The sequence below is a fragment of the Kitasatospora sp. NPDC056184 genome, from assembly GCF_042268405.1.
GTDB lineage: Bacteria > Actinomycetota > Actinomycetes > Streptomycetales > Streptomycetaceae > Kitasatospora.
Window position 1 is genome coordinate 1,118,770 of the sequence record NZ_JBHJUI010000001.1, and the last position, 23,933, is coordinate 1,142,702.

Sequence of the window (23,933 nt, forward strand, 5' to 3'; positions counted from 1 at the left end):
GCCCGCCCGCCTCTCCCTCCTCCCCCCCCCCCCCCCCCCCACACCCCCCCCCCCCCCCCCCCCCCCCCCCGCCGGCCCCCCCGGGGGGGGGGGCCCCCCCCCACGGCCCTGCGATCCGGCCCCGCGACCCGCGGGGCCCCGGGCTCAGCCCTCGGTCCAGCCGTGGGCCTTCGCGCACTGCAGCACGGCGTTGCGCACCTTGAGGACCTGCTCGCCGGTGAGCGACGGCACTTGCTCCAGCAGCAGCTCGGTCACCTCCACCAGGAGCTCCGCGGAGGTGAGGACGTCGCACTCCACCTCGTCGCCCTCGGCCGCCGCCGCCCGCGCGGCGGACACCGCCGGACCGGCCGGCCGGGTCGGCGCCCCCTTGGGCAGGCGCACCGAGGAGGCCTTCAGCCCCCGGTCGCCCTCCTCCATCTCGAACTCGACCACCAGGCCCGAGTGCACCAGCGACTCGGGCATCAGCATGTCGTTGACGTGCAGGAAGACGTCCTCCCCGCCGTGGTCCGGAGCGATGAACCCGTACCCGCGCACACTGTCGTACCGCACCACCCGACCGGTGACCACAACACACCCCCAAGGACAACAACCCGGGCCCCCTGCCCGACACCTGACGTAGAGAATAGAGGACCGGCCGCCCGGAACACGTCCCCGACCGCCGCGGCGGCCCCGCTCAGGGGGCGACGGACTCGATCGCGGCCCTCAACCGCTCCAGCACTCCGCCGAGTTCGGCGCGCGGCGGAGTGGCCAGGGCGAGTCGGAGGGCGGCGGGGCGGTACGCGCCGGTGGCGAAGGCGTCGGCCGTGGACACCAGGATGCCCCGCTCGGCCAGGACGGCGGCGACGTGGTCCGGGCGCTGGTGCGGCTCCAGGGACAGCCACAGCAGGTAGGAGGCGGGGTGCGCCCGGACGTCCAGGCCGGCGAGGGCGGCGCGCGCGATGCGCTGGCGCTCGGCGGCGTCGGCCCGGCGCTCGCGCTCCAGACGGGCCACCGTGCCGTCGGCGAGCCAGCCGGTGGCGACGGCGGTGACCAGGCCGGGGGCTCCCCAGGCGGCGGCGCGCAGGCTGCGCGTCACCGGCCGCAGCAGGGCGTCGGGCACGACGGCGAAGCCGAACCGCAGTCCGGCGGCGACGCTCTTGGACAGTCCGGCGACGTAGCAGGTGCGTTCGGGCGCCAGGGTCCGCAGCGGGGGCGGCGGCGCGGCCTCCAGGAAGGCGTAGGTGCCGTCCTCCACCAGCAGGCAGTCGTGGGCGCGGGCGAGGGCGGCCAGCCGCTCGCGCCGAGCGGCGTCCAGGACCCAGCCGAGCGGGTTGTGCACGGTCGGCATGGTGTAGACGGCGCGGACCCGGCGGGCCCGGCACAGCCGCTCCAGCGCGTCGAGGTCCGGGCCGTCCGGGGTGACCGGAACGGGGGCGAGCTCCAGGCCGCGGTCGGCGGCCGGCAGTTTGATCCCCGGGTAGCTGAGCGCGTCGACCGCGAGGACGTCGCCGGGCCGGGTGACCGCGCGCAGCACGCAGTCCAGCGCCTGCTGCGCCCCGGCGGTCAGCAGGACGTTGCGCGGGGCGGTGTCGATGCCGCGCTCCAGCAGGTGGGTGGCCACCGCCGCCCGGTCGTGGTGGTGGCCGCCGGGCGGGTGCTGGCGCAGCAGCGCGGTGACGTCGCCGGAGGCGGCGAGCGCGCGCAGGGCCTGGCGCAGGTCGTCGTCCTGGCCGGGGGAGAGCGGCTGGTTGAACGACAGGTCGGCGACTCTCGGCACCGGGAGGGCGCGGGAGGGTTCGAGGCCGTCGTAGCCGGAGCGGACCCTGACGAAGGTGCCCCGGCCCTGCTCGCCGACCACCAGTCCGGCGGCGGACAGTTCGGCGTACACCCGGGTGGCGGTGGCCGGTGCGATGCCGCGCTCGCGGGCGAGCGCGCGGTGGGTGGGCAGCCGGGCGCCGGCCGGCAGGGCGCCGGAGCGGATCGCGTCGGCGTACTCGTCGACGACGGCCTTGTAGGCGGGCGGTCGCATGTCGGCACCTCTCGGTCGAGCGGAGCAGGCCGGGCCGGGCCGGTGAAGTGTATCCAGGACAATTCCTGGATTGCCCTGCCCGCCCGCTCCTAGCCTCGGCGGCGAACCCGGCAAGCGGAAACGGAGTACGGGCATGACCGTGCACAGCGCGCGCGACGGCGACGTCGCGATCCTGACCATCGACCGCGAGAGCAAGCTCAACGCGCTCGACTACCCGACCGTCGACGCGCTGCTCGCGCACCTCGACGCGGCCGAGCGCGACGACGCCGTCCGGGCGGTGATCCTCACCGGCGCCGGCGACCGCGCCTTCAGCGCCGGCGCGGACATCCCCTCGCTGGCCGGCAGCATCGCCCGCTCCGCGGACGGCCCGGAGACGGCACTGCGCGAGATCGTCCGGCGCGGGCACGCGCTGACCCGGCGCGTCGAGGAGTTCCCCAAGCCGGTCATCGCCGCCGTCAACGGCCTCGCGTACGGGGGCGGGTGCGAGCTGACCGAGGCCGCGCCGCTGGCCCTGGCCGCCGAGCACGCGACCTTCGCCAAGCCGGAGATCACCCTCGGCTTCCCGCCGCCCTTCGGCGGCTCCCAGCGGCTGCCGCGCCACGTCGGGCGCAAGCGCGCCCTGGAGCTGATCCTCACCGGCGACCCGGTCCCGGCCGCCCGCGCGGCCGAACTGGGCCTGGTCAACGCGGTCGTGCCGGCCGGCGAGCTCCTCGGCGCGGCCCGCGACCTGGCGGCCCGGATCACCCGGCACGCGCCCACCGCGGTGGCCGCCTGCCTGCGGGCGGTGACCCGGGGCATCAACCTGCCGATCGAGGAGGGCCTGGCCGTCGAGGCGGCCTGGTTCGCCGCCACCGTCCCCACCGAGGGCGTGCGCGACGGCCTGCGCCGCTTCCTGGACCGCTCGGCCGACCGGCGTTGAAGCGGCGGGCACCCGCCGGGGCGGTGCCGCGGCCGCTACCAGGGCACGACCTGCCCCAGGTGGTCCACGAAGTGCAGGCCGCGCGCGCCCCGGTGGTGCTCGATCGTCGCCACCACCCCGGGGACGCTCTCCTCGACGCTCAGCCGGGCCCCGGGGCCGCCGAGTCCGGTGCGCACCCAGCCCGGGTCCATGAGCAGCAGCGTCCGGCCGTCCCCGGCGTGGCGGGCGGCGTGGCAGCGCATCAGCTGGTTGAGCGCCGACTTGCTGGCCCGGTACAGGTCCTGTCCGCCCCTGGTGTTGAGCGCGACGCTGCCCTGGGCGGAGGACATCACGCCGATGGTCCCGGCCGGTGCGACCAGCGGGCGGAGGGCCTCGACGACACGCATCGGGCTGAGCGCGTTGGTCACCATGACCTCGGTGAACACGTCCGTCGGCACCTCGCCGACCGGGAGGTCGCCGCGGGCGATGGCGGCGTTGACGAAGAGCAGGTCGAGGGTGCGTCCGGCCAGCCGGTCGCGGAGCGCCGCGATCTGCTCCGGATCGGTCATCTCCAGCGACTCGACGGCCAGTCGGCCCTCGGGCGACGCGGCCCGCAGCTCGTGCAGGCCGGTGGGCCGGCCGCCGCGGACGGTGCCGATGACGTCCCAGCCGCGCCGGAGGTACTCGGCGGCGATGCCGAGACCGAGGGTGCGGGAGGCGCCGACGACGAGGGCGGTCGGACGGGAGGCGGTCATGGGTGGTCCTGTTCGGGGAGGGGGCGGGAGGGGGCGGGAGGGAGTCGATCACGCGCCCGCACCGGGCGGGCGCTCACCCGGCCAGTCTCCGAGCGCCCCGGTCCGGGGGTCCAATACCCTTCCGGACTCATTGATACCGTCCGGGTATGGATCTGGACCTGCGCAAGCTCCGCTACTTCGTCGCGGTCGCCGAGCACCGCCACTTCGGCCGCGCGGCCGAGGCGCTGTTCATTGCCCAGCCGGTCCTCAGCCGCCAGATCCGCGCGTTCGAACGCGAACTGGGCCTCCGGCTGCTCACCCGGACCACCCGGAGCGTCGAACTCACCCCCGCCGGACTTCAGTTGTCCGAGGAGGCCGGCCGGATCACCGGGGCGGTGGACGCTGCGCTGGGCCGCGTGCGGGAGGCCGGACGCGGGGAGCGGCGGCTGGTCGTCGGGTTCTCGGCGGGCCTGCACGTGGCCGAGGCGATCCGGGCGTTCACGGCGAGCCACCCGGGGATCGCCGTGGACGTCCTCCCGCTGCGCTGGACGGAGCGGGACGCGCCGCTGCGCGAGGGCCGGGCGCACGTGGCCTTCCTGCGCCACCCCTTCGACGACACCGGACTGCACACCGTGCCGATCGGACAGGAGACCAAGGTCGCCTGCCTGCCGGTGACCCATCCGCTCGCGGGCCGCGACGCCCTCGCCCTGGCCGACCTCGACGGCGAGCCGCTGCTCGACGTCCGGAGCCGGCGGACCTCCTCGCTGGACGAGAAGTTCGAGCTGATCGCCTCCGGGCAGGGCGTCGCCCTCCTCCCGCTGAGCATCACCCGCTCGTACGCCCGCCCCGACGTGGTCTACCTGCCGGTCACCGACTTCCCGCCGGTCGCGACCTGCCTGGCGGTGCCGGAGGGGTACGGCCCGGGGCCGGTGGCGGACTTCCTGGCGACGGCCGCCGCGGTGCTGCGCCCGGACCGCGGCGGGAAAACCCCGGAGCCGGGCGGCCCCGGCCCCGTACGATCGGTCCCGGAGCGCGCGAAAACACGGCCCGGTCGGTAGTCCGGGCGCCGAAGGCCCCGGCCGGCGGTCAGTAACCTCCCTCCCAGGGTGTCCGGCGCGTTCCTCCCGACGCGCGGCCGCGCGCGGGGACGTGGCACCACCATGGGAGGACGCACCATGCCGAGCACGTTCAGCGTGTTCTTCGACGACCCGTTCTGGGTCGGTGTACTGGAGGTCTCGGGCCCCGACGGGGTCCGGGCGGCCCGTCATGTCTTCGGGGCCGAACCGGGCAACGCGGAGCTGCTGGAGTTCGTCCGCCGCGGCTTCGACCGGCTGCTGGAGCGCGCGCTCGCCGCCCCCGCCGTGGCCGGTGGGCGGCGGCCGGAACGGCGGGCGGTGAACCCCAAGCGGCTCGCCCGGCAGGCGGCCCGCGACCTCGCGGCCCGGCCGCTGGGCGGCGCCGCCGAGGAGGCGCTGGCCCGCGCGCACGAGCAGGCCGGACACCTCAACCGCGCCGCCGCCAAGCGCCGCGCCGCCGAGGCCGCCCGCGAACGGCGGGAACAGGCCAGGTCGCGCGCCCGGGCCCGGCACCGCGGCCGGTAGCGCCGCCCGGCCCGCCGACCTGCCGACCCGCCGGTTCCGCTGCCCTGCCCGCCCTGCTGCCCGGCCCTTCCGCGGCTCCGCAGGGACGGGCGGGGAACCCGGCGCGCACCGCCCGCCGGGCGCCGCTCGGGGGCAGTGCGAGCCCCCGGCCTCCCACCGTCGCGGGCGAGAACGTCCGATTATCGATCCCACCGGGAAGGGCAGCTGACCGTCCGTCAGTTGAGGGCGGCGAGTGGATCGCTCCCCGTGCGATCCGATGACGACCGACCCGCGAACGACCAGGAGACAGCTGTGCGCATTCTCTTCACCGGCCCGGCCGCACCCAGTCACTTCTTCCCGATGGTGCCGACCGCCCAGGCCCTGCGGGCCGCCGGGCACGAGGTCCTGTTCGCCAGTCCGCGGCCGCTGGACGAGCTCCGCCAGGCCGGGTTCCCGATCGTCGAGATCGGCGACGGGCGGCCCTTGAAGGAGGCCTTCGAGGAGGTGTTCGGCAGCCAGGCGCACTACGCCCAGCCGGACCTGACGCAGGACGAGATCATGGACCTCGGCGCCGCCGCCTTCGCCCTCGCCTCGCGCTCCACCGTGGACGACCTGCTGGCCGTGGCCGCCGGCTGGGAGGCCCGGCTGATCATCCACGACTCCTGCCTGGCCTCCGCCCAGCTGGTCGCGGCCAAGCTCGGCATCCCGGCGGCGCTGCAGAACTTCGGCTTCAGCTCCGGCCTCGACATGGCCGCCCGGCTGGCCGACCGGTTCACCGACGTCTACGAGAAGCAGGGCGTGGCCGCGCCCGCCGACACCACCCCGCTGAACATCGTGCCCGCCTCGCTCGGCGGCGACCCGACCGGCCTGCGGATGCGCTACCTCCCGTACAACGGCGGCGGCGTCGTCCCCGCCGCGCTGCTGCACCGGGGCGTGCGGCCGCGGGTCGCCGTGACCCTCGGCACGGTGATCGCCGGGACGGACGGGCTGGAGGCCATCGCCCCGCTGACCGAGGCCGCCGCCGGGGTCGACGCCGAGTTCCTGCTCGCCGTCGGGGACGCCGACCTGGCCGACCTGGGCAGGCTGCCGGCCAACGTCCACGCGCTGCCGTGGGTGCCGCTCGCCGAACTGCTGCGGGTGTGCGACGCGGTCGTCCACCACGGCGGATCCGGCAGCACCCTCACCGGGATGCAGGCCGGCCTGCCCCAGCTCCTGCTGCCCCAGGGCGCCGACAACTTCACGGTCACCGACGCCATGGTCGCCACCGGGGCCGCGCTGCGCTCCTCCAGCGCGGACGTGGACACCGAGCTGCTCACCCGCCTGGTCACCGACCCCGTACTGCGCGAGGGTGCCACCCGGCTGCGGGCGGAGAACGACGCCCTGCCGTCCCCGGCGGACCTGGTGCCCGACATCGAGGCCCTCGCCACCGCCCGTTCCTGATCCGTCCCCGCCCCCGTCCGTGCCCTCGGCCCCGGACCGCCCGACCGGCGGCCCGGGGCGTCCTCGGGGTGCCCGCCGGTACCGCGCCCGGTTCGCCACCGCTCGAACCTCCGCGCGAAATTCGCTCCCCCGTGTCGGTGCCCGGCCCTAGGGTGCTCCCAAGACGACCGGGGAGAAGAATCCGTGAGCCAAACATTTCGCGTCGACCTGCGCGGAATCGTCGATCTGCTGAGCCACCACCTCTACACCAGCCCGCAGGTGTACGTCCGCGAACTGCTGCAGAACGCGGTCGACGCCATCACCGCCGCGCACCAGGACGGCGGCGCGGCCGGGCAGGCGCCCAGGATCGCCATCTCCTCCGGCGAGGCGACCGGCGACGGTTCGCTGACGATCAGCGACAACGGCATCGGGCTGAGCGAGGCCCAGGTGCACGAACTGCTCGCGACCATCGGCCGCAGCTCCAAGCGCGACGACCTGGGCTTCGCCCGGCACGAGTTCATGGGCCAGTTCGGCATCGGACTGCTCTCCTGCTTCATGGTCTCCGACGCCATCGAGGTGGCCACCCGCCGGGAGGGCGAGCCCACCGTCCTGTGGCACGGCCGCTCCGACGGCGGCTACGCGCTGACTCCGGCCCCCGCCGACCGGCAGCGCCCCGAGGCCGGCACCACCGTCACCCTGCGCCCGCGCCCCGGCTGCGAGCACCTGCTGACCCGCCGCGCCGTCACCGAGCTGGTCGCCCACTACGGCGCGCGGCTCCCGCACACGGTCACCGTCGACGGCGAGCCGGTCACCGGCGGACCGGCCCCCTGGGAGCGCCCCGAGGGCGAGGGCGCCGCCGAGCGCCGGGCCCGCCTGGAGGCGTACTGCGAGGAGGTGTTCGGCTTCGCCCCGTTCGACGTCGTCGACCTCGGCGCGGCCGAGGCCGGACTGCGCGGCGTCGCCTTCGTGCTGCCGATGCCGGCCAACCCGGCCGTCCCTGCGGCGCACCGCGTCTACCTCAAGCAGATGCTGCTCTCCGAGGGCGCCGAACGGCTGCTGCCCGAATGGGCGTTCTTCGTGCGCTGCGTCGTCGACACCACCGAGCTCCGGCCCACCGCGAGCCGCGAGGCGCTCTACGAGGACTCGCTGCTGGAGGCGACCCGGGAAGCGCTGGGCGACCGGCTGCGCGGCTGGCTGGTGCGCCTCAGTGTCCAGGAGCCGGCCCGGCTGCGCTCCTTCCTGCGGGTGCACCACCTGGGCGTGAAGGCGCTGGCCCTGCACGACGACGAGATGCTCGGGCTGGTCGCCGAGTTCTGGCCGATGGAGACCAACGTCGGCCCGCTCACCCTCGCCGAGTTCACCGCCCGCTACGGGCTGCTCCGCTACACCCCGCTGCTGGACGAGTTCCGCCAGCTGGCGCCGGTCGCCGCCGCGCAGGGGCTCGCCGTCGTCAACGCCGGCTACGTCTACGACGCCGAGCTGATCGACCGGTTCGCCGGCGTCGACCGCTCGCTGGAGACCGAGCAGCTGCGCGCGGCCGACCTCACCACCCACCTGGCCCGGCTGGACGCGGCGGACGAGCGGGCGCTCGCGCCCTTCCTCACGGCCGCCGACCCGGTGCTCGCCCGCCTCGGCTGCGACCTGCTGGTCCGCTCCTTCGAACCGTCCGGTCTGCCCGCCCTCTACCTGCTCGACGAGGACACCGCCTTCCAGCTGGACCTGCGCGGCGCCCGCGAGCAGGTGGACGACACCTGGGCGGCGATCCTCGGCAGCCTCCGCGACGAGACCGAGCCCCGGCCCCGCCTCGTCCTCAACCACCGCAACCCGCTGGCCCGGCAGGTGCTGGCGCTGGCCGACCCGGAGCTGCGGGCGACGTGCCTGGAGGGCCTCTACGTCCAGGCGCTGCTGCTCGGCCACCACCCGCTGCGCCCGGCCGACACCGCGGCCCTCAACCAGTCCTTCCTCGGCCTGATCGGCCGGGCCGTCGCCGGAGGCGCCGCGTGAGCCGCACCGAGCAGGAACTGCGCGAACTCTTCCGCAGCACCCGCGCCATGCCCGACGGGGCGGCGAGGTTCGCCGCCCTGGACGAAGTGATCCGCCACGCCGACGCGCTCGGGCTGGTCGAGTTCGCCTTCGACGTGCGGATGGAGGCCACCGAGGTGTTCCAGCGGAGCTGGGCGCCGGCCAAGGCCTTCCTCACCTTCTCCTGGTGCCTGGCGGCCTACGACCGCGAGCCGGGGCGCTTCGAGGGCGGGCACGAGCACACCCTGCTCTGGCAGTTCAAGTGGATGGTCGCCAGCGTCCACCAGTTCCCGGAGATCCCGCTGGGCCGGTCCGAGGACCTGCTCGACGACATGGAGCGCCGCTACCGGCGCGGCGGCCACAGCCCGCACGCCGTCCTCCAGCACCGCGGGCTGCTGGCCGAGGCCGTCGGCGACCTCGCCCGCGCCCAGGAGTACTACGAGCAGATGGCGCTCACCCGCCGCGACAGCCTCTCGGACTGCTCCGGCTGCGTGCCGAGCAGCCAGGTGCGGACCCTCGTCGCGCTCGGCCGCGACGAGGAGGCGATCCGGCTCGGCGAGCCGGCCCGCCGCTCGGGCTGCGCCGAGCAGCCGCAGTGGCTCAACTCCGAGCTGCTGCTGCCCTACCTGCGGACCGGCCGCGGCGAGCAGGCGGCCGAGGCGCACCGCGTCGCGTACCGGCGGATCCGCGGCAACCCGGCCGACCTCGGCGAGCTCGCCTCCAACCTGCTGTTCTGCGCGCAGAGCGGCAACCCGGGGCACGGGCTCGACCTGATCGAGCGCCACCTCGGCTGGCTGGACCGGGCCCGGACCCCGCTGGCCGAGATGGAGTTCGCGGCGGCGGCCGTCGCGGTGCTGTCGGCCCTGGAGGCCTCCGGTGACGGGGAGCTGCTGCTGCGCTTCCCGACCGTCCAGGGCCGCCGCCGCCCGGACACCGCGGTCGCCGGGCTCGCCGCCGAGCTGCGCGAGCGCGCGTTCGGCCTCGCGGCCCGGTTCGACGAGCGCAACGGCAACGGCTACCAGAGCGCCCGGATGCGGGAGTGGGCGGCCGCCGCGCCGATCGGCGAGCCGGTCCCGCTCCCGGGCTCCGGCGGGGACCTGCGCGCGCGCAGCGGCGAACGCGTCCACCGCCTGACCGAGCGGGTCGCGGTCCTCGTCGCGGCCGGCGACGCGCCCGCGGCCGCCCGTGCCCGGGTCGAGCTCGCCGAGGCCCTGCTGGCCGCCGACCGCCTCGCCGAAGCGGCGCAGGCCGCCGAGGAGGCCGTCCGCGAACTGGACCGGCAGGGCCCGCCCGCGGAGGCGGCCGCCTGCCGCTGGCTGCTCGTCCGCATCGGTGAGGAGAGCGGCGAGCGCGGTGCCGCCGCCGAGCGACTGCGCGAGCTGCTGGACGACCCGGGGGACACCGCCCTGCCCGCCGCGCTGCCGCCCCGGCCCGAGCTGGAGGTCCGGCTGGCGGAGCTGCTCGGCCACGGCGGGGACGCGGCCGCCCGGTTCCTCGCCGCGGCCCGCGGCTTCGCCGCCGCCGACCGGACCACCGAGCGGCTCGGCGCACTCGTCCAGGCGATGTGGCGCCACCCCTACGGCGACACGGTGGCCGAGACGGGCGTCCTGCGGGACATCCTGACGGAGGCCCGCGGCACGCTCGACACCCTCCTCGACGGGTCGCCGCCGGACGTCGCCCCGCACACCGCCGAGGTCGTCGCCGTCCTGCGCGGCTACGTCGACCAGATCCGCGCGGCGGGCCGCCACCGCGAGGCCGCCGACCGGCTGCTCACCGCCCGCACCCTGCTGGAGCACCGCCTGGCCGCGGACCCGGCCGGGACCGGGGACCTCACCGAGGAACTCTGCGACGTGCTGACCGACCTGGGCGAGGAGTACCTGCGCCTCAACGACCCGCCGGCCGCCGAGGAGGCCGCCCGCGCCGCCCTGGTCGCCGCGGACGACACGGCGTACACCTGGGACGCGGCACTGCTGCTGGTCCGCGTGCTGCGCCTGCGCGGCGCCACCGACGAGGCCGCCGCCGTGATGGCCGCCCACGAGATCACCGAGGACGAGGTCCTGGAGGCCGACGAGTACTGACGGTTCCGCCCCGGCCCGCCGGCCGGCGGGCCGGGGCGGCGGCTCCGCTCACCGGCAGGGGAGGAGGGCGAAGGTGTAGCCGCGGGACTTCAGGGTGCGCAGGACGGCGGGCAGGGCGGCGACGGTCTGGCTGCGGTCGCCGCCGCCGTCGTGGAGGAGGACGACGGAGCCCGGCTTGACGGCGTTGAGCACGCGGCGCTCGATGGCGGCGCGGCCGGGTCGGGCCCAGTCCTGGGGGTCGACGCTCCACAGCTGGATGCTCTTGCCGAGGCCGGCCGCGGCCGAGCGGACGGTGCCGTTCACCCCGCCGTAGGGCGGGCGCAGGCACGTCGGGGTGGTGCCGGTCTGCGCCCGGATGCGGGCGTCGGTGGCCGTCACCTGGTCCTGGAAGGCGGACCTGGAGAGCTTGCGGAGGTCCGGGTGGGACCAGCTGTGGTTCTGCACGCTGTGTCCCTGGGCGGCCACCTGCCGGGTGACCGCGGGGTTGGCGGCGACGTTCTGGCCGATCTCGAAGAAGGTGGCGCGCACACCGTACTGGGACAGCAGCGCGAGCACCTGCGGGGTGTAGCGGGGGCTCGGGCCGTCGTCGAAGGTGAGGTAGACGACCTTGGCCTCGGCGGCCTGCGCCGGGGCGGCGGGCAGGGCGACGACGGCGGTGGCGGCCGCCAGCAGGGCTCCGACGGCGAGCCGGGCGGCGCGGCGCCCCCGGGGCCGGTCCGCTGCGCGGGGTGAAGACACAGGTCCTCCCTACGGCCGCGGCACGGGAACGAACCCGGTGCCCGCCCCCTGCCCGGCACTGCGCCCCAATGTAGCGGCCGGCCCACGCACCGTCGCGGGTCCGCGGCGGACCGGGGTCGCACTTCGGCCAGGCCGCGCGCCCGCGGCCCGCAATCGGCCCTCCCGGTGCGCCCCCCGGTCGAGGTACCGTCGAAGTCCGCGACCAAGGAACGGTTCCCGATGCCCCAGCAGCCCGCGCTCGCCCCCGACGGCGCCCGTCCCGGCGCCGTCGGCGCCGTCCCGCACCCCGCGGAGGCCCCCGGCGCCGCCGTGCCCGGTCACCCCCTGGACAACCCGGTGCGCTCCGCGCTGCTCGGCCCGCACGCCGGCCTCGCCGAACGGAACGGCGCCGCGCTGCGCTACCCGGCCGACGTGTCGCCGTTCGTCGCCCTGCCCGACCGGCCCGACGCCCGGGACTGGCGGGACCTGGCCGCGCTGGTCGAACCCGGCGCCGTCGTCGGCGCCGTCGGCTCCCCGGACGAGGTGCCCGCCGACTGGGAGCTGGTCCACGAGCTGCCGGGTGTCCAGCTGGTGGGGGAGGCGGTGCGGACCGGGCCCGACGAGGAGGCCGTCCGGCTGGGACCGGCCGACGTGCCGGAGATGCTGGCCCTGGTGGAGCGGACCCGGCCGGGCCCCTTCCTGCCCCGCACCGTCGAACTCGGCCGCTACCTGGGCATCCGGCGGGGCGGCGTGCTGGTCGCGATGGCCGGCGAGCGCCTGCGGCCGCCGGGCTGGACGGAGCTGAGCGCCGTCTGCACCGCCGAGTCGCACCGGGGGCAGGGACTCGCCTCCCGGCTGGTGCGGGCGGTCGCGGCGGGCGTGCACGAGCGCGGCGACACGCCCTTCCTGCACACCGCGGCGGAGAACACCGGCGCGATCCGGCTCTACGAGGCGCTGGGCTTCCGGCAGCGCCGACGGGTCACCTTCCTCGCCCTGCGCGCCCCCGGCGGCGGGCCCGGGGAGTGACGGCGGCCCGCTCGGCCGGGGCCTCGGCCGCGGGCCCGGCCGCCGGTTCAGCGGGCGAACGCCGAGATCACTTCGGCGAGTTCGACCTGCGGCTCCTCGGCGAGCAGTTCGGGGAAGCGGGCGAGCAGGCCGGCTACATAGGGGGCGGCGAAGTGGGCCTCGCGGGCCGCCTGGTCGGCGTACCGCTCCACCACCAGGAAGCGGTCACCGTCCTGGCGGGCGACCGTGTACGCGAGGGCGCCCGGTTCGCGCAGGGTGGACTCGGCCACCTCGCGCAGGGCCGCGTCGAGGGCGTCCGCCTGCTCCGGCCGCGTCCGCAGGATCGCCAGCACCATGGTCATGGGAGTTCCTTCCGTGTCGGTAGGAGGCCAGCCTGGCCGCCGGGGGCGAGCGGCGGATAGTAGAAATGCGACAGGCCCCGCCCGAGCAGGGCGGTCGGCCGTTCGCCGGTGAGCCGCCGGAACTCGCGGACGAAGTGGGCCTGGTCGTAGTAGCCGGCCGTCAACGCCGCGGGCAGGTAGTCGCGTTCGTCCTCCCGCAGCAGGTGCCGGGCGAGCCGCTGGAACCGCGCCAGGCGCTGGAACTCCTTGGGACCGGCCCCCACGGCCGCCGGGAACGCCCGCTGCAGCCGGCGCGCGCCGACCCCGGCCGCCTCGGCGAGCCGGTCCATCCGCAGACCGGCCGGCCGGCGGTAGACGCGCCCGACGGCGGCGTCCAGCCAGGGCTCCGGGCGGTGGTGCTCGACGAGCAGCCCGGTGAGGAACCCGTGCAGCGCCGCGACGCGCTCGCTCGCGCCGGCGGCCGTGCGGACCCGCTCGACGAGTCGCCGGCCGGCCGCGCCCCAGAGGTCCTCGGCGGCCACGATCCGGTCGGCCACCTCGTCGACGCCGAACGGCACGAGATGGCGCAGCGCGCCCGCCCGCAGCCGTACCGCCAGGAAACCGGTCGCCCCCGGCCGCCGGTCCAACTGCCAAGCGGTGCGGCGGAGGCAGACCAGGTGCGCGGCCGGCAGCGGCGTCGCCGCCGCGCCGCCGTCGGCCGCCCGCAGCTCCACCCCGCCCGCCCAGTGCACCCACAGCTCGGCGCCGGTCCCCGGCAGCAGCCGGGGCAGCGCACCCGCCCCGCCCTCGCACCACCAGTAGCGCTCGACGAGGGCCCGCAGCGCGGGCGCGGGCGGTGCGTGGCCGATCCGCGAACGGTCCGACGGGAGTGGAGTCATGACGGTGATGCTAGAAGGCGGAGCCGCGCCTTCCTCTCGTGGTCGAGCAGTGCCGGGAAGCCTATGCGGCGCGGCAGCAGGGCGCTAAGCTGCGGAGTTCTGAGCCAGTACCTGACAGGCCGTGCCACGGCCGGTGCCCCGGGCCGCCCCTCACCCGGATCCCACCGACCGCGTCATGACCCGTTGCCGTTCGGTGCTGGGAACTCTGCTGGATCGCGCTGAAGGAGGGGCAGATGGAGTCGTTTCCCGTACGGATGGTCCGGTCGTCCAGACGCCGTGCCGACCTGTTCGCCCGCGCCTACCGGCGCGTGGCCCCCGGCGTCCTGCGGGTCAGCGTGGGAGTGCTCTACCTCTGGTTCGGGCTGCCGAAGTTCTTCTCCGGAGCCAGCCCCGCCGAGGACCTCGCCACCCGCTGCATGAGCCTGATGACCTTCGACGCGGTGCCGCCCGGCGTCTCCCGGTTCCTGCTGGCGCTGATGGAGGTCTCCATCGGGTTCGGCCTGGTCACCGGGGTGCTGCTCCGGCTGACCCTGGCCGTGTTCTTCGTCCACATGACCGGCGTGTTCGCGACGCTGGTGCTGCTGCCGAACGACGTGTGGGCCCACGGCGTCCCGCCGGTGCCCACGCTGGAGGGGCAGTACATCCTCAAGAACCTGGTGCTGATCGCGGCCTGTCTGACCGTCGCCACCCGGGAGCGGAACGTGCCGGGGGCCGAGGCCGAGGCCGGAAGCGGGCCGGGGACCGGGACCGGTCCGGTCCGGCTCCGGACGGTTCCGAGCCCGCGCCTCCGCTCCCGCCGGCCCCGCCGGAGTTCGGTCGGCCGGGCGGACGCGGTGCCGAGCCGCTTCGCCGGGTCGCCGTCGGTGGCGGCGGCTCGCGAGCCCCAGTAGCCGCTCATCGGGACGCCGAGCACGCCGATCAGGTCCGCTCGACCTCCGCAAGCGCGGCCGGGCCGACCCCGCCCGCGACGGGATCTCCCGTTCCGGGCCGTGCGTCGACGAACTCCCGTACGATCGACCGTCATGGTTGATCTCTATCCTCCGACCGGCCCCTACGACCGCGGGTTCCTCGACACCGGAGACGGCAACCGCCTCTACTACGAACAGCTCGGCAACCCGGACGGCAAGCCCGCCGTGCACATCCACGGCGGCCCCGGGGCCGGCACCCCCGACCGTCCGACCCGGGCGTGGGACCCGGACGCCTACCGGGTGGTCCGCTTCGACCAGCGCAACTGCGGCCGCAGCACCCCGCACGCTAGCGACCCGGCGGCGGACATGCGGCTGAACACCACCCGGCACCTCATCGAGGACATCGAGCGGCTGCGCGAACACCTGGGCATCGAGCGGTGGTTGGTCAACGGTGCCTCCTGGGGTTCGGCGCTCTCCGTCGCCTACGCGGAGCAGCACCCGGAGCGGGTCACCGAGGTGGTGATCGCCGCCGTGTTCACCGCCCGCCGCTCCGAGATCGACTGGCTCTACCGGGGCGCCGGGCAGTTCCACCCGGAGGCCTGGGACCGGTTCCGCGCCGCCGTCCCCGAGGGCGAGCGCGACGGCGACCTGCTCGCCGCCTACGCCCGGCTGACGGAGCATCCGGACCGCGCCGTCCGCGAGCGCGCCGCCGCCGACTGGCTGGCCTGGGAGGACGCCGTCGTCTCCGGCGAGCCGAACGGCGTGCCCGGCATGTACAGCCGCCAGGAGACCGACGCCCGGGTGGCCTTCGTGCGGATCTGCGCCCATGTCTTCGGCAACGGCGCCTGGTGGGAGGAGGGACAGCTCATCCGCGACGCCCACAAGCTGGCCGGCATCCCCGGCGTGCTGGTGCACGGCCGGCACGACCTGGGCTGCCCGGTGCAGACCGCCTGGGAGCTGGCCAAGGCCTGGCCGGGCGCCCGCCTGCACATCATCGAGGACTCCGGCCACGCCGGCAGCGAGCTCATGGGCCGCACCATCCGCGAGGCGCTGGAGGAGTTCAAGACCCGCTGAGCACCCAACCGCCCCGGCGTGCTCGGCGGGTGTGGCCGCCGGGCCCCGCGGTTCCGTACGATTCCCCCGACGCCCGTAGGACGACACCGCCGGGGGGATCGTGCCGCCGTCAGCACTGCGCGCCCTGGCCGGGCTGATCGACCGCTCGTTCACCCGGATCGCGGCGGCCGCCGTCGACGCCCGCACCTTCGACCGGGCCCTGATCACCCGGGAGGCGGCGTTGTCCGACGACATCGACGCCGTTTTCGCCGCCCTGTCCGCGCGGCCCGCCCCGGGCCGGGAGTGGGCCGCCCCGGGCCGGGAGTGGGCCGCCCGGCGGACGCTGCGCTGGATCGCCGGCCGCGACGGGCCCAGCCACGCCCGGGTGGCGGCGCACCCCGAGGCCGAGGGGATCCCGCTCCCGGCCCCGCCGCCCGACGATCCGGCCCTGCCCCACCGGATCGCCTCGGGCTGGGTCGGGCCGCCGCGGCGCCGGCCGCTGGGGGAGGCCACCCGAGGCGCGCTGTCCCCGTACGATCCGGCGGACTGCCGGTTCCTCGGCCTGGAGGCGGAGTTCTGCGGCGACCGGCGCGACGCCGTCCTGACGGTGCAACTGCCGCGCCGGTACGACATCGACGAACCCGCCTGTGCCCAAGCCTGGTTGAGGATCAGGTGCGAAGCGGTCACCGAACTCGCGTTCACGGCCGGCCGCAGCCCGTGCGGCGCACTCAGCTGGCACGCCGGGGAGGGCGGGGTCGAGGTGCTGGCCGGCCGCCACGGCCGCCTGGTGGCCGAGCGGGCCACCCTGGAGATCGAGGACACGTACTGGTACCTCAGCGAACCCGGCCGGGCGGCCGCGGCCGTGCTCCCGCGTCACCCGGGGCGCCACCGCGAGCGGTGGCCGCTCGCTTCCGCCCTTCCCGAGCACCGGGGGGCCGGGCTCGCCGGGGCGCTCGTACGGCAGGCGCTGGCCGCGACCGCGAAGGCCCGCCGGGCGGACCGGGTCGACCAGGGGGAGATCCTCGACCTCTGCCGCGTCTTCGAGGGCGCCGGGACGGACGCGCTCGCCGCCGGCGCGCGGGGCGGGCGGGCGTTCCGCAGGCTGATCCTGCGCTGGGTGGAGCGGGGCGGGGATCCGCTGGCCGGCTGGTTCGCGGGGGTCCTCCACGTGAACAGCCGCCCCGGCCCGACCGGTGCCTGGGCCAGGGCGCTGGCCGTCGAGCTGACCCGACGCCCCGCCCCGGCCCGGTCCCTGCCGCCGGAGGTGCCGCCGGACCTGCCCGCGGCGGCGGTCCTGCGGCTGCTGTCGGTCGACTTCGACGGGCACGTCCACGGGGGCTCCCGCGCCGGGGCCGTGGCCCAGTTCGCCGTACCGCCCGCGGACGGAGGCGGTCGCCGCGAGGGCTGGGACCTCCTCTCGGTCGGCATCGAGAGGCTCGAACAGGTGCGTCTGCTCCCCGGAGCCTTCACCGCCCCCGACCGCCTCCAGCCCCTCCGCCAGGGGGCGCGGTCGCTGGAGTCGGGCTCCGCGCTCTCCGTGTCCTGGAACGCGGCGGGACGGATCCGCACGGTCGGCCCGCAACCGATCATCTCCATCGTTCCCCTGCCCGAGCGGCGGCCACGGCGGTGGACCGTCGGCTGACCCGGTGCGGGGAGGCTCAGCGCGCCCCCGGGGCGTCCGGCAGCCGTGCGACGGCGGTGCCGGCCTGGGACTCGCCGAATCCCCAGCCCGCGACCAGGGAGCAGCCGGCCGCTTCCAGGACGTCGTCCCAGGGCCAGCCGTCGGCGCCGGAGTAGAAGCCGCCCTCGCTGCGCGCGTCGGCCCGGGAGAGGCAGAGCATGCGGAGGTGGTCGCGGAGCGCGGGATGCGTGACCGCGCCCAGCCGCTCCTCCCAGGGCTCGGCGGCGGAGCGGGCGCGGCTCATGTCGCGGACCGACACCAGGTGCTCGGGGCCGCGCTCGGTGAAGGTGGCGGCCCGCATCGCATCGGTGAGCGTGCCGTCGGTGGCGACGCGCAGCAGCACGGTCAGCCAGGTGTTCAGCTTCGTGGCGTGCGGACCGGTCAGGTCGACCCCGTGGCGGCCCAGAAGTGCCCCCAACTCCGCGCCACGAACCAGAAGGTCACCGTACTCGTCGACCGTGCCGGCGGTCCGCAGGTCGGCGACGAAGGCGTCGTCGAACGGCCGGGGGCCCTTGTGCCCGTCCTCGCCCCACACGCCCGTTGCGGCCAGGAGGTCGGCGTCGAAGCGGAACAGCGACTCGCTCAGGTCGAACCGCCACGTCCAGGGGGAGAAGGGGTACTCGCCCTCCAACTCGGGGAATTGCCTCGGCGCCCGGTCGGACAGGGCGTCAGGGGTGGCCCAGGAATTGGGGAACAGGAACTCGTCGAGGGAGTCCGAGGCGTAGTAGACCCCGTAGCGGGCGGCGGGGCCGACGACCGGCGGGTCGCCGAGCAGGATCTCGAAGGCGCCGGCCAGGGCGGCGTCCCATCCGCTGGAGCCGGCCGCGGAAGCCGTCTCGGGCGTCGTCATGAGCACTCCTTCATGTCACGTCGCGTGGGCACCCGCACGGTACCGAGCGCGACCGACACGTCCGCCACGGGGGCACCGGCCACCGCCCCCGCTGGGAGGGGACGGTGGCCGGTGGTCCGTTGGCTACGCCCGGTGGTACGGCGACGGGGTCGCGACCTCGCCGCCGAGGGCGGTGGCGGCGTGGCGGGCCCAGTACGGGTTGCGCAGCAGCTCGCGGCCGAGCAGGACGGCGTCGGCCCGGCCGTCGGCGAGGATCTGCTGGGCCTGGGCGGCATCGGTGATCAGGCCGACGGCCGCGACCGGCAGGTCGGTCTCCCTGCGGACCGCCTCGGCGAACGGCACCTGGAAGCCGGGGGCGGCGTCGATCCGGGCGTCGGGCACCAGGCCGCCGGTGGAGACGTCGAGCAGGTCGACGCCGTGCACGAGCAGTTCCTTGGCGAGCCGGACGGTCTGCTCGGAGGTCCAGCCCTCGCGCCCGTCCTCGGGGTTCTCGGTGAGCCAGTCGGTCGCGGAGACGCGGAAGAACACCGGCAGGTCCTCGGGCCACACCGCGCGGATGGCGTCCACGACCTCCAGGGCGAAGCGGGTCCGCCCCTCGAAGGAGCCGCCGTACTCGTCGGTGCGGCGGTTGGTGTGCGGGGAGAGGAACTCGTGGACCAGGTAGCCGTGCGCACCGTGGACCTCGACGATCTGGAACCCGGCGTCGAGCGCGCGCCGCGCGGCGTCGGCGAACTGGCCGACGATCTCCTTGATCTGCTCGACGCTCAGCTCCTCCGGTGTGACCCGGGCCTCGTCGAAGGGGACGGCGCTGGGCGCGACCGGCGTCCAGCCGTGCTCCTCGTCCGGGCCGAGGGCGCGGCCGCGGTCGACCCAGGTCCGCTCGGTGGACGCCTTGCGCCCGGCGTGGCCGAGCTGGATCGCGGGTACGGTGCCGTGCGCCTTCAGGAACGCGGTGATCCGCCCGAACGCCTCGGTCTGGGTGTCGTTCCACAGCCCGAGATCGTAGGGCGAGATCCGGCCCTCGGGGCTGACGGCGGTGGCCTCGACGATGATCAGCCCGGTGCCGCCGGCGGCGCGCGCCGCGAGGTGGGTGAAGTGCCAGTCGTGGGGAACGCCCGCCGCCTCGCCGGCCGGTGCGGCGCTGTACTGGCACATCGGCGGCATCCAGACCCGGTTGGGGATGGTGAGCGACCGCAGGGTCAAGGGACTGAAGAGGCTGGTGCTCATGTCGGACTCTCCTGGTCAGGACGGAGGGCGGAGCGGAAGCGGACCCGCGAATGATTGCAGCCGCAATCTCTGCGAGAACAATAGTTGCATGCGCTCCCTAAGTGCAAGCGGAGCCCGCTCCGCCGCGGCGTGCGCTCGAAAACCGGTGGACAGCCGTGGGCGGTCGGCCTACCTTGGCGATCATCGGTGAGGGAACACGACTGCGGGGGTGGTGGGGATGGACGTTCGGACCGGCGCGGCCGACTGGTGGAAGCCGCGAACAGCTGCCCCGATCCCATCCGACCGAAGGACGCCCCGAAGTGGATCTTCCACGTAGTTTCGTCATCCGCGAGAGCAGCCACCGCATCCACAACCCGTTCACCAGCGAGAAACTGGCCACGCTCGGGGGCGCCCTCCGGCTGCCGCCGGACGCGCGCGTGCTCGACCTGGCCTGCGGGTCGGGGGAGCTGCTGTGCACCTGGGCCCGGGACCACCGGGTCACCGGCACCGGAGTGGACATCAGTACCGCGTTCATCGACCGTGCGCGGGCCCGCGCCGCCGAACTCGGCGTCGTCGACCGGGTGGGCTTCGTCCACGGGGACGCCTCCGGCCACGTGGCCGATGAGCCCGTCGACGTGGCCGCCTGCGTCGGCGCCGCCTGGATCGGCGGTGGCCTCCCGGGTACGGTCCGGCTCTTGCAGGAGAGCCTCAAGCGGGACGGGATCATGCTCATCGGCGAGCCGTTCTGGCGGCGCCGGCCGGCGGACCGGGAGGCCGTCGCCGGCTGCCACGTCGACAGCGTCGACGACCTGCTCCTCCTGCCCGGGCTCGTCGAGCGGTTCGGTTCGCTCGGCTACGACGTCGTGGAGATGGTCCTCGCGGACCAGGACAGCTGGGACCGCTACCGGGCGGCACAGTGGCTGAACGTCCGCCGCTGGCTCGCCTCGCACCCCGACGACGAACTCGCCGCCGGACTGCGCGCGGAGCTCACCACGGCTCCGGCGCGTTACGTCCGCTACGAACGCGAGTACGTCGGCTGGGGCGTCTTCGCGCTCATGCGTCGCTGACCGGCGGCGGGGCGGCGGTCCGGTCCGTACGGCGCGGGTCGTCGCCCTCCTGCGCGACCTCGTTCGCAGTCCGTGAACCGGTGGGTCGCCGCCCCGCGCCGTTCCGTGTCAGAGGGCGGTGCGGACCGGGAGCCGGATGCCGCGGAACTCCCAGTCGCCGCCGAGGGCCGTGGACAGCACCTCCTCGGAGGCCGTCACCTGGGCGCCGACGTCCGTGCGGATCGGGGTCGGGCCGGTGACCACGTGGTTGCGCAGCCGGCCGAGGCCCTCCGCCTCGACCTCGACGACGTCGCCGGGCTGCACCGGGCGGGAGTTGGCGGGGGTGCCGGAGAGCAGGACGTCGCCGGGGTACAGGGTGATGGTGCGGGCGATGTCGGCGACCAGGTAGTGCATGTCCCACTCCATCTCGTCCGTGGAGCCGTCCTGGACGAGCACGCCGTTGACGTAGGTGCGCAGGTACTTGCCGCGGAAATCCCAGTCGGTGACCAGGCCCGGCCCGAGCGGGCCCAGCGTGTCGGAGCCCTTGACCCGGAGCATCGAGCCGGCGTCGGTGTCCCGGAAGTCGTGCAGGCCGAAGTCGTTGGCGACGGTGTAGCCGGCGATGTACGCCCCGGCCTCGGCGGGGGCGATGTTGCGGCAGGTGCGGCCGATCACGATCGCCACCTCGCCCTCGTAGTTGAGGTACCGGCAGCCCTCGGGGCGCACGACGGCGCCGCCGTGGGCGTTGAGGGCGGAGACCGGCTTGTGGAAGTAGGTCGGGGCCGGGGTGAGCCGGATGCCGAACTCCTCGACGCGGCTGCGGTGGTTGAGGTGGACGGCGACGATCTTGCCCGGGAGCACCGGCGGCAGGTGGTGGGCGGTGTCGGCGGCGACGCGGCGGCCGTCGCCGGCCACCAGCTCCCCGCCCTCGCGGCGGACCTCGACGGCCGCGCCGTCGAGGAGGATCCGGCGGTACTCAGGCATGGGCGGTCTCCTCGTGGGGGTCGACGTGGTGGTGCGGGTCGTGCCGGAGGGCGGGGGCGCCGGCGGGCGGCGCGGTCCAGCCCGCCGCGGGGCGGTCGAACCAGAGCAGCGCCTGCCCGGTGCCGACCGAGTTCTCGTACTCCCCGTACTGCCGCGCGGGCGCGGTGCAGCGCCGCTCGCCGAGGGCGCCGGCCAGCATCAGGTAGTGGCCGAAGCGGGCCTCGGGCTTGAACCGCTGGAACGCGTCCATGGTGTCGAGCACCCGGTCGTGCCGGCCCTCGCGGAACCAGCCGATCCGCTCCTCGTCGGCGGCCCGGGCCTCGGGGGTGAAGATGTGCGCGGGGTCGCTGGACTCGTGGTCGCGCAGCCGGCGCAGCGGCCAGAAGGTGTGCGACAGCGCGCCCGAGGCGATCACCAGGACCTTGCGGTCGACGGCCGCGATGCCGTCGGCGAGCGCCCGGCCGAGCCGCAGGTGGTCCTCGGCGTCGCCGGTCTGGCAGACCCCGATGCTCAGCCAGCGCTTGTCCGGCAGGCCCTCGCCGAGGTACTTCCAGAGGTTGATCGTCGCGTAGTGGACGGGCAGGCAGGGGTCGTCGATCGGGGTGATCCAGGTGTCGTGGCGGTCGGCGAACCGGGCCACCGCGTGGGCGAGTTCCTGGTCCCCGGGGTAGTCGTAGAGCATCCGGCGCATGCCGCGCGGCAGCTCCTCGGAGGTGAACAGGCCGGCCCGGCGCTGCTGGGCGGCGATCACGAACTCGACGGTGGTGGCCCAGTGCGAGTCGAGGACCACGACGGTGTCGTAGTCGAGGGTCTCGAAGACCTCTCGGCGCAGCTCGCGCAGGCCGGTGACCAGGGTGACCTCCCGGCCCTCGTTGAGCTCGCGCCGGGTGGCCTCGGGCAGCACGATGGTGGGCACGTGGGCGAGCAGCCCGGCGCCGACGATCTCACCCATGGTCCGCCCACCCCCTCGGGGCGGTGACGGTGTTGCGCAGGTCGCCGTAGAAGTCGAAGCTCCAGTCGCCGCCCTCGCGGCCGATCCCGGACTCGCGCGAGCCGCCGAACGGGGCGCGCAGGTCGCGGACGAAGAAGCAGTTCACCCAGACGGTGCCGGCCACCAGCCGGTCGGCGACCCGGTCGGCGCGCGCCCGGTCGCCGGTGGCGACGGTGGCGGCGAGGCCGAAGCGGGTGCCGTTGGCCAGCGCCACCGCCTCCTCCTCGGAGTCGAAGGTCTGCAGGGTGAGCACCGGGCCGAACACCTCCTCCTGGACGATCTCGGAGTCCTGGCGGACGTCGGTCAGCAGGGTCGGCCGGTAGTGGAGGCCGCCCAGCTCCCCGTTGGGCCCGCCGCCGAACACCGCGCGGGCGCCGGCGGCCAGGGCGCGCCGCACGAAGCCGTCGATCCGCTCCAGCTGGCGCGGGTGGATGTTGGGGCCGAGGTCGGTGGACTCGGCGCGCGGGTCGCCCTGGCGCAGCGCGGCGGCGCGGGCGGTGAGCCGGGCGGTGAACTCCTCGGCCACCGAGGACTCGACGAGCAGCCGGGTGGCGGCCAGGCAGACCTGCCCGGCGTTGTCGAACTGCTCGACGGCGAGGTCCGCGGCGAGGTCGAGGTCGGCGTCGGCGAAGACCAGCAGCGGGGACTTGCCGCCGAGCTCCAGGCTGACCGGGGTGAGGTTGCGCCCGGCGGCCTCGGCGATCCGCCGGGCGGTGGGGACGGAGCCGGTGAAGCTGATCCGCCGCACGCCGGGGTGGGCGGTGAGCGGTGCGCCGACCTCGGCGCCCAGGCCCTGGACGACGTTGAGGACGCCGTCGGGCAGGCCGGCCGCGGCCGCGATGTCGGCGAGCAGCGAGGCGGTGAGCGGCGACCACTCGGCGGGCTTGAGGACGACGGTGTTGCCGGCCGCGAGGGCGGGGGCGACCTTCCAGCTGGCCAGCATCAGCGGCGCGTTCCAGGGGGTGATCAGGACGGTCGGTCCGGCCGGGTCCCAGCTGACCCGGTTGGTGTGTCCGCGGGTGTCCAGACCGGGGTGCCCGAGGGCGAGCAGGCGGTCGGCGAAGAACCGGAAGTTGTGGGCGACCCGGGGCATGACGCCGCGCCGGTGGGAGCGGAGCAGGGCGCCGTTGTCGGCGGTCTCGACGGCGGCCAGCTCCTCCAGTCGGGCCTCGACGCCGTCGGCGATCGCGTGCAGCAGCCGGGCGCGTTCGGCGGGGGCGGTGGCGGCCCAGCCGGGGAAGGCGGCGGTGGCGGCAGCGACGGCCGCGTCGGCCTCGGTGGCGGTGCCCCGGGCGATCCGGGCCAGCTCGGCGCCGTCGATCGGGGAGTGGTCGGCGAAGGTGTCGGCGGAGGCGACGCGGCGTCCGCCGATCCAGTGCCGGGTGTCCACGGGGACCCCGGCCACCGTCGCGAGGTGGGGCGGCGCCTCGGCGGCGGCCGCAGGGTGGACGGACATGCGCGCCCTCCTGGTTCTCGTTTGGCTCCAAACAACGTAGGGCCCGGAATCCGTGGA

Annotated in this window: 22 protein-coding genes; 11 read left to right on the forward strand and 11 right to left on the reverse strand. The window is 75.7% G+C overall.

Annotated elements, in window-relative coordinates; all coding sequences use genetic code 11:
- Nucleotides 1-144 precede the first annotated feature (144 nt).
- Complete coding sequence (locus ACFC0B_RS04340; RefSeq protein ID WP_376081922.1) at nt 145-567, reverse strand: cold-shock protein; 423 nt, start codon at nt 565-567, stop codon at nt 145-147.
- A 106-nt stretch (nt 568-673) separates the two neighbouring features.
- Complete coding sequence (locus tag ACFC0B_RS04345) at nt 674-2,008, reverse strand: PLP-dependent aminotransferase family protein (protein ID WP_376081925.1); 1,335 nt, start codon at nt 2,006-2,008, stop codon at nt 674-676.
- 133 nt (nt 2,009-2,141) lie between these two features.
- Here ACFC0B_RS04345 and ACFC0B_RS04350 point away from each other — a divergent pair, with 133 nt between their 5' ends.
- On the forward strand, nt 2,142-2,927 hold the full coding sequence (locus ACFC0B_RS04350) for an enoyl-CoA hydratase-related protein (protein ID WP_376081928.1): 786 nt from the start codon (nt 2,142-2,144) through the stop codon (nt 2,925-2,927).
- A 35-nt stretch (nt 2,928-2,962) separates the two neighbouring features.
- Here ACFC0B_RS04350 and ACFC0B_RS04355 read toward each other — a convergent pair whose 3' ends face one another.
- Nucleotides 2,963-3,661, reverse strand: coding sequence for an SDR family oxidoreductase (locus ACFC0B_RS04355; RefSeq protein WP_376081931.1), 699 nt, complete (start codon nt 3,659-3,661; stop codon nt 2,963-2,965).
- A gap of 146 nt (nt 3,662-3,807) precedes the next feature.
- Between ACFC0B_RS04355 and ACFC0B_RS04360 the strand changes: the two genes are divergently transcribed.
- From ACFC0B_RS04360 to ACFC0B_RS04380, 5 genes are all read left to right on the forward strand, one after another.
- Nucleotides 3,808-4,698 (forward strand): LysR family transcriptional regulator, encoded by an 891-nt coding sequence (locus ACFC0B_RS04360; RefSeq protein ID WP_376081933.1) that lies wholly within the window; start codon nt 3,808-3,810, stop codon nt 4,696-4,698.
- 117 nt (nt 4,699-4,815) lie between these two features.
- A complete protein-coding gene (locus tag ACFC0B_RS04365) occupies nt 4,816-5,241 on the forward strand; it encodes a YjdF family protein (RefSeq protein ID WP_376081935.1) in 426 nt (141 codons plus the stop codon).
- A 291-nt stretch (nt 5,242-5,532) separates the two neighbouring features.
- Complete coding sequence (locus ACFC0B_RS04370; protein ID WP_376081937.1) at nt 5,533-6,660, forward strand: nucleotide disphospho-sugar-binding domain-containing protein; 1,128 nt, start codon at nt 5,533-5,535, stop codon at nt 6,658-6,660.
- A gap of 183 nt (nt 6,661-6,843) precedes the next feature.
- A complete protein-coding gene (locus ACFC0B_RS04375; protein WP_376081939.1) occupies nt 6,844-8,643 on the forward strand; it encodes an HSP90 family protein in 1,800 nt (599 codons plus the stop codon).
- A complete protein-coding gene (locus tag ACFC0B_RS04380; RefSeq protein ID WP_376081943.1) occupies nt 8,640-10,739 on the forward strand; it encodes a hypothetical protein in 2,100 nt (699 codons plus the stop codon). Before ACFC0B_RS04375 ends, ACFC0B_RS04380 begins: the two co-directional genes overlap by 4 nt.
- Before the next feature lie 48 nt (nt 10,740-10,787).
- Here ACFC0B_RS04380 and ACFC0B_RS04385 read toward each other — a convergent pair whose 3' ends face one another.
- Nucleotides 10,788-11,477: a polysaccharide deacetylase family protein gene (locus tag ACFC0B_RS04385; protein ID WP_376081945.1), complete on the reverse strand. Its 690-nt coding sequence runs from the start codon at nt 11,475-11,477 to the stop codon at nt 10,788-10,790.
- A 219-nt stretch (nt 11,478-11,696) separates the two neighbouring features.
- On the opposite strand from ACFC0B_RS04385, the gene ACFC0B_RS04390 reads away from it, so the two are divergent.
- The gene (locus ACFC0B_RS04390; protein ID WP_376081947.1) at nt 11,697-12,482 is read left to right on the forward strand and encodes a GNAT family N-acetyltransferase; all 786 of its coding nucleotides are present in this window, start codon (nt 11,697-11,699) and stop codon (nt 12,480-12,482) included.
- 47 nt (nt 12,483-12,529) lie between these two features.
- Here ACFC0B_RS04390 and ACFC0B_RS04395 read toward each other — a convergent pair whose 3' ends face one another.
- Nucleotides 12,530-12,823 (reverse strand): putative quinol monooxygenase, encoded by a 294-nt coding sequence (locus ACFC0B_RS04395; protein WP_376081950.1) that lies wholly within the window; start codon nt 12,821-12,823, stop codon nt 12,530-12,532.
- The gene (locus ACFC0B_RS04400) at nt 12,820-13,701 is read right to left on the reverse strand and encodes a helix-turn-helix domain-containing protein (RefSeq protein WP_376081952.1); all 882 of its coding nucleotides are present in this window, start codon (nt 13,699-13,701) and stop codon (nt 12,820-12,822) included. Before ACFC0B_RS04400 ends, ACFC0B_RS04395 begins: the two co-directional genes overlap by 4 nt.
- Nucleotides 13,702-13,934: 233 nt before the next feature.
- On the opposite strand from ACFC0B_RS04400, the gene ACFC0B_RS04405 reads away from it, so the two are divergent.
- From ACFC0B_RS04405 to ACFC0B_RS04415, 3 genes are all read left to right on the forward strand, one after another.
- Nucleotides 13,935-14,591 (forward strand): hypothetical protein, encoded by a 657-nt coding sequence (locus ACFC0B_RS04405; protein WP_376081955.1) that lies wholly within the window; start codon nt 13,935-13,937, stop codon nt 14,589-14,591.
- Between the two features lie 132 nt (nt 14,592-14,723).
- Nucleotides 14,724-15,683 (forward strand): prolyl aminopeptidase, encoded by a 960-nt coding sequence (gene pip / locus ACFC0B_RS04410; protein ID WP_376081956.1) that lies wholly within the window; start codon nt 14,724-14,726, stop codon nt 15,681-15,683.
- A gap of 100 nt (nt 15,684-15,783) precedes the next feature.
- Nucleotides 15,784-17,304 carry a hypothetical protein gene (locus ACFC0B_RS04415; protein WP_376081959.1) on the forward strand — a complete coding sequence of 507 codons (1,521 nt, stop codon included), beginning with the start codon at nt 15,784-15,786 and terminating at the stop codon, nt 17,302-17,304.
- A gap of 16 nt (nt 17,305-17,320) precedes the next feature.
- Here ACFC0B_RS04415 and ACFC0B_RS04420 read toward each other — a convergent pair whose 3' ends face one another.
- Entirely contained in the window at nt 17,321-18,193 is an 873-nt protein-coding gene (locus ACFC0B_RS04420; protein ID WP_376081962.1) for a hypothetical protein, read from the reverse strand.
- Between the two features lie 123 nt (nt 18,194-18,316).
- On the reverse strand, nt 18,317-19,420 hold the full coding sequence (locus ACFC0B_RS04425; RefSeq protein WP_376081964.1) for an NADH:flavin oxidoreductase/NADH oxidase: 1,104 nt from the start codon (nt 19,418-19,420) through the stop codon (nt 18,317-18,319).
- 299 nt (nt 19,421-19,719) lie between these two features.
- Here ACFC0B_RS04425 and ACFC0B_RS04430 point away from each other — a divergent pair, with 299 nt between their 5' ends.
- Entirely contained in the window at nt 19,720-20,466 is a 747-nt protein-coding gene (locus tag ACFC0B_RS04430; protein WP_376081966.1) for an SAM-dependent methyltransferase, read from the forward strand.
- Between the two features lie 108 nt (nt 20,467-20,574).
- Here the strand turns inward: ACFC0B_RS04430 and ACFC0B_RS04435 are convergent, their stop codons facing one another.
- Genes ACFC0B_RS04435 through ACFC0B_RS04445 form a run of 3 tightly spaced genes read right to left on the reverse strand, consistent with a single transcriptional unit; the run spans nt 20,575 to nt 23,876 of the window.
- Complete coding sequence (locus ACFC0B_RS04435) at nt 20,575-21,429, reverse strand: fumarylacetoacetate hydrolase family protein (RefSeq protein WP_376081968.1); 855 nt, start codon at nt 21,427-21,429, stop codon at nt 20,575-20,577.
- A complete protein-coding gene (locus ACFC0B_RS04440; RefSeq protein ID WP_376081971.1) occupies nt 21,422-22,381 on the reverse strand; it encodes a 3,4-dihydroxyphenylacetate 2,3-dioxygenase in 960 nt (319 codons plus the stop codon). Before ACFC0B_RS04440 ends, ACFC0B_RS04435 begins: the two co-directional genes overlap by 8 nt.
- A complete protein-coding gene (locus tag ACFC0B_RS04445) occupies nt 22,374-23,876 on the reverse strand; it encodes an aldehyde dehydrogenase family protein (RefSeq protein WP_376081974.1) in 1,503 nt (500 codons plus the stop codon). The genes ACFC0B_RS04440 and ACFC0B_RS04445 overlap by 8 nt, the downstream gene beginning before the upstream one ends.
- Nucleotides 23,877-23,933: the final 57 nt, after the last annotated feature.